Genomic DNA, 12,564 nt, shown 5'->3' with positions numbered 1-12,564 from the left:
TGTCACCCGCCACGGCAGGCGCCGAGACCGCCACCATCGCGCCGACCATCGCTGCCATTCCGGCCCATTTCTTCAGCATCTGTCTACCCTCGCCACTTTTCGAGATATCGATGCGCGAATTTAGCACCTTTCCGGTAAACCTATCGTAATGAAGCGTTAAATCCCGCTTTCCATGGCGATCTCCCACGCGAGCGGACATGCGTCGCCCGGGTGTCGCCGCCGGGATTGCAATCGGCGCGGCCGCCATCGACGGGCCGCGCAACAGCGCGTCGACACACCACGACCTGCACCGCATCGCGCAGAACGCCCGGTCTGCCTTCCTGCGTCCGCGATCCTGCATTACCATCGAGCGTCCGCCGCGCCTGCCCGCTTCCGGCAAGCGGGCCTCCAGCCACCTCCCCGTTCCCGCACCCATGCTCGCTCTCGTCATCCTCGCCGGCCTGTGGGCCGGACTGCAGAACACCCTCGCGGGCGGCGGCTCGTTCGTCACACTGCCCGCGCTGATCGTGTCGGGCATGTCGCCGCTCTCGGCGAACATCACGTCGACGGTCGCGCTGTTTCCCGCTCAGGTCACGACCGGCTGGGCGAGCCGCGACATGGTGCGCGGCGTCGGCAAGCTGTCGTTTCGGGCGATGTTCGCGATCAGCGTGGTCGGCGGCGCGCTCGGCGGGCTGCTGTTGCTGAAGACGCCTTCGTCGATCTTCTCGCGCCTCGTGCCGTGGCTCGTGCTGTTCGCGACGATCGTATTCGCGTGGGGCAGCTTCTTCCGCAAGCCGGGCGAAGGCACGGCCCACCTCGGCACCGTCCCGGCCGCGTTCTCGCAATTCATGATCGCGATCTACGGCGGCTACTTCGGCGGCGGGCTCGGCTTCCTGATGATGGCCGTGCTGACGATGGCCGGCCTGTCGCCGCGTCACGCGATGTCGACGAAGAACGCGCTCGCAGGCGTGATGAACGCATCGGCCGTCGTGCTGTTCCTGACGTCGCCGCACCTGCACTGGGGCAAGGCGCTCGCGCTCGGCGGCGGCGCGATCGTCGGCGGGCTGCTCGGCACGTGGGCGCTGCATCGCGTGAACGAACGCGTGCTGCGGATCGGGATCGTCTGCATCGGCGCATTGCTGACCATCGGGTTGTTCGTCAAGCCGATCTGACACGCGCACACGCTTGTCGCCGCCACGGCAATTGATGAGCAAACCGCAAGACGTCTTTCTCATATCTCGTTTGCGGTGACGGCGGTGTCCGCCCACAATCCGGGTTGCCGTCGTCATCGCCCTCTCGCGGGCACCGACCGGCACTTCGCGGCCGCCATTCCGACTCACCGCCGGCGGCCCGGCACATCGCGTCACACACGCTCCCCCGACATCGGCGCCCCTGCGGCGGCAGAACGTTGCCGCCGCTGCCCGATGCGTTCCCGGCCAACAATAACTAGAGGTAGGAGATGCAGGACAATTCTTTGAGGCAAAGCCTCAAACAACGGCACATCACGATGATCGCGCTTGGCGGCGTGATCGGCGCAGGCCTGTTCGTCGGCTCCGGCGCGATCATCGCGACCGCCGGCCCCGCGGCGATCCTGTCGTACCTGATCGGCGGCGTGATCGTCACGCTCGTCATGTTCATGCTCGGCGAAATGGCGTCCCGCAATCCCGACAGCGGCTCGTTCTCCACCTACGCGAGCAGCTATCTCGGCGAATGGGCCGGCTTCGCGGTCGGCTGGCTGTACTGGTTCAAGTCGATGATGACGATCACCGTCGAGGCGATCCTGCTCGGCGCGATCCTCAACGATTTCCTGCCGTGGCTGCCCGTGTGGGCCGGCGCACTGTTCATGCTCGTGACGCTGATCGCGAGCAACGCGTACTCGGTGCGCTCGTTCGGCGAAGCGGAATACTGGCTGTCGTTCGCGAAGGTCGCAACGATCGTCGTGTTCATGGCGCTCGGCGCATCGATCCTGCTCGGCTTCCAGCCGCGCATTCCGGCGCCCGGGCTCGTGAACATCACGGATCACGGCGGCTTCATGCCGAACGGCATTTCGCCCGTGCTTGCCGGCGTGATGGTCGTGATCTTCTCGCTCGGCGGCAGCGAAATCGCGGCCGTGGCGGCGGGCGAATCCGAGAACCCAAGCAAGAACGTGATCCGCGCGATCAAGAGCGTGATCGTGCGCGTGATGGTGTTCTACGTCGGCTCGGTGTCGATCCTGATCCTGTGCATGCCGTGGACGGACAAGGCCAACCTGAAATCGCCGTACGTGTCGCTGTTCGGCATGGCGGGCTTCACGGGCGCGGCCGTCGCGATGAAGATCGTGCTGTTCGTGTCGTTCATGTCGGTGATGAACTCGTTCCTGTTCTCGAACTCGCGCATGCTGTTCTCGCTCAGCCAGCGCGGGCACGCGCCCGCGATGTTCGGCCGTACCAACGCGAAAGGCGTGCCGATGAACGCGCTCGTGCTGTGCCTCGCGATCTGCGTGTCGATCCTCGGCGTTCACTTCGTGAGCGGCGGCGACCTGTTCCTGATGCTCGCAAAAAGCAGCGGCGCGTTCGTGATGATCGTGTGGATCTTCATCATCGTCGCGCACTTCGCGATGCGCCGGCAGACGAAGCACGAGCGACGCGACCCGGCGGCGTTCCGCGCGTGGTTCTATCCGGTGTCGAACTGGGTCGCGCTGCTGGCGCTCGTCGCCGTGCTCGGCTCGCAGGCATTCAACCCGGATTCGCGCTTCCAGTTCTGGTTCACGGTATCGACGGCGCTCGCGATCGTCGCGGCGTATTTCCTGCGCCGCAAGCCGGCGCAACTCGGCGAAACGGCGGGCGCGAAGCTGCGCTGACCGTCGCCCTCGGCGGGCGGCGCGCTGGCCGGCGCCGCTCGGCCAGTCAGTTGCTCAACCGCTTGGCTTCTCGGCCCCTCGGCGGCTCAGCCGCTCAAGTGCCTGGCGGCTTAGCCGAACGGCCGCACGCCGATCAGCCAGCCGTGCAGGAACAGCACGAAGACGGCCCAGACGACGAGCCCGGCCACGATCGCCACGACGTCGCCCGACAGCCTGCCCGCCGGATAACGAACGCCTTCGCGGCGGTCGCGCGCGCGCCACACGACGAAATCGACGAGCGACCAGACGAAGAAGGCGCCGAACAGCACGACGGCGTGCAGCGTGCCGTTCGCGAGCAGGTGCGCGATCGCCCAGACCGCCACGCCGGCCACCATCGGATGGCCGACGAGCGTCTTGATTCGGTTGCCGGGCACGTAGGAGGCGGCGATCAGCACGAATGCGATCGCGGTCAGCATGCCGGTGAGGTGGCGCACACCGACCGGCGACACCCACAGCAGCGTCGCGCCCTGGCGCGCGATGCCGTAACCCCAGACGATCAGCACGAAGCCGATGATCGATGCGATCGCATAGGGGCCCTTCCAGCCTTTCTCGCCGATTCGCTCGATCGTCGCCGACCGCCAGCCGTCCGCGACGATCCGGATCGAGTGCACACCGAGGAAGATCGCTAAACCGAGAATCAGGACGAGCATCGGTTGTCTCCGTCTGGAATGATGAGTGGGGAAGCGTCCCGCGCGGCATACGATGCGCCGTTCGTTGGAGCCGGCGGCGAGGCCGGCGCGGGTCGCGCCAGTCACGGGTGCAACCCGCGCCGATCATAAACGCCGGGGCCGCCGTTGTGAAGCACGGGGGATGTGCGGTGCGGCAAGCCGCATGACTTTACGCACCTGCGCGGGCGCACCGCCTGGCACCCGTTATGCGCCGCGTGTCGTGCGAATCGCCCCGACACGTTCGAGATCGAAAGAAAGGAAAGCGAAATTCGCGAAGGTGTCGCTTCGCTCGACCGGCATCAGGTTTGCTTGCGCTTCGCCGGTGGTTTAGTTGCTGGTTTCGCTGTCGGTTTCGCTACCGGTTTCGCTACCGGTTTCGCTGCCGCCTTTGCCGCTGGCTTGGCCGCCGGTTGCGTTGCCCGCTTCACTGCCGGCTTTGCCGCAGACTTCTCCGCCGGCTTCGCTGCCGCCGCCACCCGCTTCACCACCGGCGCCACTTCCGGCACCGGCTTCGCCGCCGCCCTCGCCTTTCGCTTCGGCGGCCCCGCCAGCAGCGCCGCGCGATACGCGCTGCGGCACCAGTCGAACAGCGCACCCGCATCCTCGAGCACGTCGGCCGGGGTTTCGTAGTAACCCTCCAGCGCGACGGTACGCGTGGGCCTCGCATACGAGAACGGCCCCATCCCCGCCGCGACGAACGCCGGACGGTTCACGTCGTCGACACGCAGGAACAGCGACCCGCGCGACATGAAGCCGAACATCACGCCATCGAGCCGCATCGCCGCCCCGCTGAAGAACCGCGCGACCTCGACCTTGCCGAGCGGTGCGAGCTGATACGCGATCTCCTCGCCGTGTGCCTTCTCCGATTGCCAGCTCATGCACGCTCCGTGCAACGCTGCGTCCACGCGTCGAGCGCCGCGTCGTCGAAGCCGACCGCCGCCGCGCTCTCGCGGATCTGCCGCCACGTCGCGCGATCGACCGGAATGCCGCCGGCCCCGCGCGCCGCGCGGCTCGTCTCTTCCGGCTCGCCCGGCACCTGTACCGGCGCGTCACCGGCCTGCGGCGACGCCTTGGCCCATGCGACGAACGCATCGGCCTCACGCTCCGCATCGGCCGCATCGAATGCCTTCGGGTCGATCAGCACCGACAGCATCCCGTTGACGATCGCGCTCGTCTTCTGCAGCGTGTCGCCGTAGGTCGTATGCCCGCCGACGAGCGCACCGCCGAAAATCTCGCACATCGCCGCCAGCGCGTACCCCTTGTGCAGCCCGAACGGCAGCAGCGCGCCGAACGGCTGCTCGTGCATCACGGCCGGATCGTCGGTCGGCTGGCCGCGATGGTCGATCAGCGACCCGGCCGGCACGCGCTTGCCCTGGTTGTGCGCGACGCGCGTCTTGCCGTACGCGATCGCGCTCGTCGCGAAATCGAGCAGTAGCGGCGGCCTGCCCGCACGCGGATACGCGGCGCAGAACGGGTTCGTGCCGAAGCGCGGATCGGTGCCGTGCAGCGGCGCGACCAGCAGGTCGCCCGGCACGTTGACGAAATGGAACGACACGAGCCCCGCGCGCGCGCACTGCTCGGCCCAGTGCCCGATGCGGCCGAGATGATGCACATCGCGCAGCCCGATCGCGCAGATGCCCATGCGCCGCGCACGCTCGATCCCTTCGACCATCGCCTCGAACGCGATCACCTGGCCGAAGCCGCGCCCGCCGTCGATCGTCAGCACCGCGCCGCCGTCGCGGACGATCGACGCGTGCCCGTTCAACTGCAACTGCCCTTCCCGCCACGACGCGACGTAGTTCGGGATCATCCCGATCCCGTGCGAATCGTGGCCCGCGAGATTCGCGCCGACCAGGTGATCGGCGACGAGCCGTGCCTCCCGCTCGCTGCTGCCGGCCCGTTCCCAGAGTGCCGCGACGAATGCATGCAGCGGTTCGGCGCGCATGCGCAGCGGTTCGGTATCGGGCGTCGGCAAGGCGGTCATCGGCAAGGTTCCGTCAGGTCGGGTCGGGCAGTCGTGGCGCTCAGCGCGCGGTCGCGATCACGTCCGCGACCGCCGCCGTCAGCTTCTTCGCGTACGGCACGTGCAGGAATTCGTTCGGGCCGTGCGCGTTCGACTTCGGCCCGAGCACGCCGCACACCATGAACTGGGCGGACGGGAAACCTTCCTGCAACACGTTCATCAGCGGGATCGTGCCGCCGAGGCCCATGTACGCGCAATCGGCGCCGAAGTGGCGACGCGACGCGGCATCGAGCGACGACGCGAGCCACGGCGCGAGATCCGGAGCGCTCCAGCCCGTCGCGGCGCCCGCGTCCGGCTTGAACGTGACCTTCGCGTTATACGGCGGGTCGAGTTCGAGCAGTTCCTTCAGTTGCTGCACGGCCTGCGCGGCGTCGACGAGCGGCGGCAGGCGCAGCGACAGCTTGAACGCGGTGCGCGGACGCAGCACGTTGCCCGCATCCGCGAGCGCCGGCATGCCGGCCGCGCCGGTCACCGACAGCGACGGGCGCCACGTCGAATTCAGCAGCGCCTCGCGCGGATCGGTGGTGGTCGGCAGCACCGGCTTGCCGTCCGCGCCGCAGGCCCACGGCAGCCCCTTCCACACGGCGTCGCCGAGGATGGCGGCGGCTGCGTCGGCTTCGCGCACGCGGCTGTCGGGAATCTCGCAATGGAACACGCCCGGCAGCAGGTTGCCGTTCTTCGCATCTTCCAGGCGCTCGAACAGCTGGCGCATCACGCGGAAGCTCGACGGCGCGATGCCGCCGAACACGCCCGAATGCACGCCTTCCTCGAGCACCTCGACCTGCAGGTCGCCGGATACCAGCCCGCGCAGCGACGTGGTGAGCCACATCTGGTCGTAGTTGCCGGCGCCCGAATCGAGGCACACGACGAGCGACACCTGGCCGAGCCGGTCGCGCAGCGCGTCGACGTACGGCAGCAGGTCGTAGCTGCCCGACTCCTCGCAGGTCTCGATCAGGCCGACGCAACGCGGCCGCTCGATGCCCTGCTCGTCGAGCGCGCCGAGCGCGGCGAGGCTCGCGTAGATCGCATAACCGTCGTCCGCGCCGCCGCGGCCGTACAGCTTGCCGTTCTCGTACTTCGGCGTCCACGGGCCGAGGTCCGCGCGCCAGCCGTCGAATTCGGGCTGCTTGTCGAGGTGGCCGTACAGCAGGATCGTGTCGGTGCTGCCCGAGCGCGTGGCGGGCGATTCGAAGAAGATCACCGGCGTGCGGCCCGGCAGGCGCACGATCTCGAGCTTCAGGCCTTTCACGGGCTGTCGCTCGGCCCACTGCGCGGCATCGGTGACGACGCGCTCGAGATAACCGCGCTTTGCCCAGTCGGGGTCGAATGCAGGGCTCTTCGCGGGGATCGCGATGTAGTCGGTCAGTGCATGGAGGATTTCATCGTTCCACTTGCGCTCGATGAAGGTAACGAGCTTGTCATGGTCGAGGACGGGGGTAGTGTCGACGGAGGTCATGGTGGGGGGTGCCTGGATCGGGCTGACGAAAACCCAGATGATACGCCGATGCTCCCGCGCCGGCGCCCCCTTCCCGGTCGCTCAGCGCGCCTGCGGAAACGCGTCGCGCAGCCCCGCCGCACATGCCAGCGCATCGCGCCACAGGCGCTGCGTCAGTTCGCCCGCATCCTCTTCACGCGCGAGCGCCGCGGCCTCGCCCGACCACAGCACCGAGAAGTCGTCGCGGCCCTGCCGCTCGAACGCGCCGCGCAGCGGATCGACCACGGCCGTCGCGAGCGGAAACGCCGGCGCGAGCGCGCTCATCGGCCCCTGTTCGCGCATGAAGCGCGTCAGCAGCCCGCGCGCGGGGCGGCCCGTGTACAGGTTGGTCAGGCGCGTGCCGTCGTCGCGCGCGGCGCGCACCGCCGCGCGATGCTGCGCCGAGCGGCCGGCCTGCGGCGTCAGCAGGTAACCCGTGCCGATCTGCACCGCGCGCGCGCCGAGCGCGAACGCGGCCGCAATGCCGCGCCCGTCGGCGATCGCGCCGGCGGCGATCACCGGCGCGCGCACCGCGTCGACGATCTGCGGCAGCAACGCGAACAGGCCCGGCTGCGCATGGATGTCGTCGGTCAGGAACATGCCGCGATGGCCGCCGGCCTCCGCGCCCTGCGCGACGATCGCGTCGACGCCGCGCGCATCCAGCCAGAGCGCTTCCTCGACGGTTGTCGCGGACGAGACGACCTGCGCGCCCGTGCGCCGCACGCGATCGAGCAGCGGATCGTCCGGGAGCCCGAAGTGAAAGCTCACGACGGCCGGCCGCAGCTCTTCGACGACCGCGCACATCGAATCGTCGAACGGCGCGCGTCCGGGGCCGCCCTTCACGTCGGCCGGATCGAGCCCGACTTCCGCGTAGTAGCCCGCGAGCGCCGCGCGCCAGCGCGCGTCGACCGCGGCATCGGGCGCCGGCGGCGTATGGCAGAAGAAGTTCACGTTGAACGGGGCGGGCGTGCGCGCCCGGATCGCCGCGATCTCGTCGCGCAATTGCTGCGGACCCAGTGCCGCGCAGGCGAGCGAGCCGAGCCCGCCCGCTTCGCACACGGCGATCGCGAGCGGGCTCAGTGAACCGACCATCGGGGCCTGGATCAGCGGCAAACGGGAAGGCAGCGTCGTCATCGGAATCATCCTCGGGGAAGAAGCGGTGGTCGCGCGCGCCGGCGGCACGCATTTAATGCGCCCGATAATAACCGACAAACTCAAACTCCAATTGCCACGCCATTTGCGTCACGAATTGATTTAACCGGTTAGTAAAAGCGATTATTCTTCGAAGCTTCCGCGGCACGATCCAACCCGTCCGGACCGGAATCGGCAAAAACACGCTCCAGCCTTTCCACACGGGCCGCCGAACCCGAAGCCAAACACCGTTTCACCGGCTTCAATGACATTGATCAATATTCAAGTTATTAAATACAAGCGTTTACCCTTATTAATAATCGCTCCGAGCGATAACATGAACGCGTCAATTAAAACGACGAACCACACCGGAATCGTCGACCGGCGCCACACCGCGTTACCTCAACCGAAACACGCCTTCTCAAGGAGCGTCGCATGTCCGATGCCAGCTCGTCCTCCTCCCGCGCCGCCGCCACGCCGGACGCGGCTTCCGCGCCGAAAATCGGCGTCATTCCCGCCACGCTGATGGTCGCGGGCAACATGATGGGCTCCGGCGTCTTCATGCTGCCCGCGAACCTCGCCGCGACCGGCGGCATCGCGATCTTCGGCTGGCTGATCACCGTCGTCGGCGCCGTGTCGCTCGCGCTCGTGTTCGCGAAGCTCGCCGCGATCGACCCGGCCGCCGGCGGCCCGTACGCGTATGCGCGCAAGTCGTTCGGCCCGTACATGGGCTACCAGACCAACCTGATCTACTGGCTCGCGAACGTGCTCGGCAACGTCGGCCTCGCGGTCGCCGGCCTCGGCTACCTCACGCATTTCTTCCCGGTACTGAAGGATCCGCTCGTGTTCGCGCTCGCGCAGATCTTCGTGATCTGGCTGTTCACGTACGCGAACATCCTCGGGCCGAACGTCGTCGGCCGCGTGCAGTCGGTCACGACGGTCTTCGCGCTCGTGCCGATCCTCGGGATGGCCGTGTTCGGCTGGTTCTGGTTCAGCAAGGACGTGTATTTCGCCGGCTGGAACGTGTCGGGCACCAACAGCTTCAGCGCGATCGGCGCGACGCTGAACTTCACGCTGTGGGCGTTCATCGGCGTGGAAAGCGCATCGGTATCGGCCGGCGTCGTCGAGAACCCGTCGCGCAACGTGCCGATCGCGACCGTCGGCGGCGTGGTGCTCGCGGCCGTCTGCTACGTGCTCAGCTCGACCGTGATCATGGGGATGATCCCGAACAAGGCGCTGCTCGCGTCGAGCGCGCCGTTCGCGGATGCCGCGCGCCTCGCGCTCGGCAATACGGCCGCGAACGCGGTCGCGCTGTGCGCGGCGCTCGGCTGCCTCGGCTCGCTCGCGGGCTGGACGCTGCTGGTCGGCCAAACCGCGAAGGCCGCGGCCGACGACGGCCTGTTCGCCAGCGTGTTCGCGCGCGTCAACTCGAAGAACGTGCCGTCGGCCGGCCTCGCGATCGTCGCGCTGATCATGTCGGTGCAGGTGCTCGCGACGATGTCGCCGAGCGCCAGCGAGCAGTTCGGCAAGATCGCGTCGATCGCCGTGATCATGACGCTGCTGCCGTACATCTATTCGTGCATCGCGATCAAGGTGCTCGGCTACGGCAAGATGCCGTCGCACCAGTTCACGTTCTACACGATCGTCGGCCTGATCGGCGCCGTCTACGCGCTGTGGGCGATGGTCGGCTCCGACGGCCAGCAGACGCGCTGGTCGCTGATCTTCGTCGTCGCGACGATCGTCTTCTACGAGCTGTCGATCAACCGCCAGCGCGAGATCGAGGAAACCCACGTGCATCCGGGCGGCCGCTCGCCGCGCTGGGTGCGCTATCTCGCGCTCGGCGTGACCATCGCCGCGCTCGCCGCGACCTTCTGGATTTCCGTGGGCCGTCACCAGGCCGACACCCTTCACGCGCGCTCGCCGGCCGTTGCCGCGAGCGCCCAGGCAACCCAGCAAACGGGGGAATGACACATGACCGCATCCTTGACCCAACCGGCCTTCCGCCGCCTCGGCATGAAGGCGCTGCTCGTGCAGCATGACATCGACGAACGCACGGCCACCGGGCGCGCCGCGACGGCGCTTGCCGAGGAACTGCGCACCCGGCTCGTCGACGTCGTGATCGCGACGTCCGCCGACGATGCCTGCGCGGTCGTCGCCGCCGATCCGGCCATCCAGTGCCTGCTGCTCAACTGGGAACTCGGCAACGACGCCGGCCACGCTCCCGCGCAGGCCGTGCTCGACGCGATGCGCGCGCGCAACGCGACCGTGCCCGTGTTCCTGCTCGCGAGCCGTGCCAGCGCATCCGCGATTCCCGTCGACGCGATGCGCAAGGCCGACGACTTCATCTGGATGCTGGAGGACACCACCGCGTTCATCGGCGGGCGGATCGTCGCCGCGATCGAACGCTACCGCGAGACCGTGCTGCCGCCGATGTTCCGCGCGCTCGCGAAATTCTCGCGCGTGTACGAATACTCGTGGCACACACCCGGTCACACCGGCGGCACCGCGTTCCTGAAATCGCCGGTCGGCCGCGCGTACTTCGAATTCTTCGGCGAGGCGCTGTTCCGCTCGGACCTGTCGATCTCGGTCGGCGAACTCGGCTCGCTGCTCGACCACTCCGGCCCGATCGGCGAAAGCGAACGCTACGCGGCGCGCGTGTTCGGCGCGCACCGCACGTATCACGTGACGAACGGCTCGTCGATGTCGAACCGCGTGATCCTGATGGCGAGCGTCACGCGCAACCAGGTCGCGCTGTGCGACCGCAACTGCCACAAGTCGGCCGAGCACGCGATGACGATGTCCGGCGCGATTCCGACCTACCTGATTCCGTCGCGCAACCACTACGGGATCATCGGGCCGATCATGCCGGAACGGCTGACGGCCGCCGCCGTGCGGCTCGCGATCGACGCGAACCCGCTCGTGCGCGGCCGCGACGGCATCGACCCGACGCCCGTGCATGCGCTGATCACGAACTCGACGTACGACGGCCTCTGCTACAACGTCGCACGCGTCGAGGAACTGCTCGGGCAGAGCGTCGACCGATTGCACTTCGACGAGGCGTGGTACGGCTACGCGCGCTTCAACCCGATCTACCGCGACCGTCACGCGATGCACGGCGATCCGTCGCAGCACGACGCGAGCAAGCCGACGGTGTTCGCGACGCAATCGACGCACAAGCTGCTCGCCGCGCTGTCGCAGGCGTCGTTCATCCACGTCCGCGACGGCCGCAACCCGATCGAGCATGCGCGCTTCAACGAGGCGTACATGATGCATGCGTCGACGTCGCCGAACTACGCGATCATCGCGTCGAACGACGTGAGCGCCGCGATGATGGACGGCCCCGGCGGCGAGGCGCTGACGACCGACGCGATCCGCGAGGCCGTCGCGTTCCGCCAGATGCTTGCGCGCCTGCATGCGGAATGCGCGGAGAACAACGACTGGTTCTTCAACGGCTGGCAGCCCGACAACGTCGTCGATCGCAAGACGGGCCGCCGCGTGCGCTTCCACGAAGCGGACGAGACGCTGCTCGCCACCGACCCGTCGTGCTGGGTACTGCATCCGGGCGACACGTGGCACGGCTTCGGCGAAATCGAGGACGACTACTGCATGCTCGACCCGATCAAGGTGTCGATCGTCACGCCGGGCGTCGCATCGCACGGCGGGCTGATGCCGGTCGGCATTCCGGCATCGGTCGTCACCGCGTATCTCGACCGGCACGGGATCGTCGTCGAGAAGACGACCGACTTCACGATCCTGTTCCTGTTCTCGCTCGGCGTGACGAAGGGCAAGTGGGGCACGCTCGTCAACACGCTGCTCGACTTCAAGCGCGACTACGATGCGAACGTGTCGCTTGAACAGGCGTTGCCCGAACTCGTCGCGCGCTATCCGGAACGCTACGGCAAGCTCGGCCTGCGCGACCTGTGCGACCTGATGTTCAGCGCGATGAGCGACCTGAAGACGACCGAGATGATGTCGCGCGGCTTCTCGACGCTGCCGAAGCCCGATTACAGCCCGGCCGAGGCGTTCGAGCATCTCGTGCACAACGACATCGAGATGCTGGAGCTGTCGGAGATGGAAGGCCGCACCGTCGCGACGGGCGTCGTGCCCTATCCGCCCGGCATTCCGCTGCTGATGCCCGGCGAGAACGCAGGGCCGGCCGACGGCCCGCTGCTCGGCTACCTGAAGGCGCTCGAGCAGTACGACCTGCGCTTCCCGGGCTTCACGCACGACACGCACGGTGTCGAAGTCGAAGATGGCGTGTACCGGATCGCGTGCATCAAGCAGAAGGCGCGCGACACCATTCCGCGGTGAGCCTGCACCGGCCGCGATGGCACGCGGCCGTTCAGTACACGCGGCCGGTTGCTCCGGTCACCGGCCGCCTGCGCTGCACCGTCGTCGCCGGGTTGGAGGA

General features: G+C 67.9%; 9 protein-coding genes. 4 read left to right on the top strand and 5 right to left on the bottom strand.

What is annotated here, in order from left to right:
* Window positions 1–413 precede the first annotated feature (413 nt).
* Both ABY44_RS14750 and ABY44_RS14745 read left to right on the top strand, forming a co-directional pair.
* Window positions 414–1,151: a sulfite exporter TauE/SafE family protein gene (locus ABY44_RS14750; RefSeq protein ID WP_060173325.1), complete on the top strand. Its 738-nt coding sequence runs from the start codon at window positions 414–416 to the stop codon at window positions 1,149–1,151.
* A 287-nt stretch (window positions 1,152–1,438) separates the two neighbouring features.
* Window positions 1,439–2,818 carry an amino acid permease gene (locus ABY44_RS14745; protein WP_060173326.1) on the top strand — a complete coding sequence of 460 codons (1,380 nt, stop codon included), beginning with the start codon at window positions 1,439–1,441 and terminating at the stop codon, window positions 2,816–2,818.
* A gap of 110 nt (window positions 2,819–2,928) precedes the next feature.
* Here the strand turns inward: ABY44_RS14745 and ABY44_RS14740 are convergent, their stop codons facing one another.
* The 5 genes from ABY44_RS14740 to ABY44_RS14720 form a co-directional block, all read right to left on the bottom strand.
* Entirely contained in the window at window positions 2,929–3,507 is a 579-nt protein-coding gene (locus tag ABY44_RS14740) for an NnrU family protein (protein WP_021163685.1), read from the bottom strand.
* A gap of 317 nt (window positions 3,508–3,824) precedes the next feature.
* Entirely contained in the window at window positions 3,825–4,403 is a 579-nt protein-coding gene (locus tag ABY44_RS14735; RefSeq protein WP_060173328.1) for a TfoX/Sxy family protein, read from the bottom strand.
* Window positions 4,400–5,509, bottom strand: coding sequence for a malate/lactate/ureidoglycolate dehydrogenase (locus tag ABY44_RS14730; protein WP_060086245.1), 1,110 nt, complete (start codon window positions 5,507–5,509; stop codon window positions 4,400–4,402). The genes ABY44_RS14735 and ABY44_RS14730 overlap by 4 nt, the downstream gene beginning before the upstream one ends.
* 40 nt (window positions 5,510–5,549) lie before the next feature.
* The gene (locus ABY44_RS14725) at window positions 5,550–7,004 is read right to left on the bottom strand and encodes a M20 family metallopeptidase (protein WP_060066666.1); all 1,455 of its coding nucleotides are present in this window, start codon (window positions 7,002–7,004) and stop codon (window positions 5,550–5,552) included.
* An 81-nt stretch (window positions 7,005–7,085) separates the two neighbouring features.
* Window positions 7,086–8,156, bottom strand: a complete 1,071-nt coding sequence (locus ABY44_RS14720) for an NAD(P)H-dependent flavin oxidoreductase (protein WP_060173363.1) — start codon at window positions 8,154–8,156, stop codon at window positions 7,086–7,088.
* Between the two features lie 432 nt (window positions 8,157–8,588).
* Between ABY44_RS14720 and adiC the strand changes: the two genes are divergently transcribed.
* Entirely contained in the window at window positions 8,589–10,121 is a 1,533-nt protein-coding gene (gene adiC, locus ABY44_RS14715) for an arginine/agmatine antiporter (RefSeq protein ID WP_034195968.1), read from the top strand.
* Between the two features lie 3 nt (window positions 10,122–10,124).
* Entirely contained in the window at window positions 10,125–12,464 is a 2,340-nt protein-coding gene (locus ABY44_RS14710) for an Orn/Lys/Arg decarboxylase N-terminal domain-containing protein (protein ID WP_060086242.1), read from the top strand.
* Window positions 12,465–12,564 lie beyond the last annotated feature (100 nt).

The organism is Burkholderia sp. ZZQ-2 (assembly GCF_050768715.1).
Taxonomy (GTDB): Bacteria; Pseudomonadota; Gammaproteobacteria; order Burkholderiales; family Burkholderiaceae; genus Burkholderia; species Burkholderia cepacia.
This window is presented reverse-complemented; position numbering and strand designations above follow the sequence as displayed.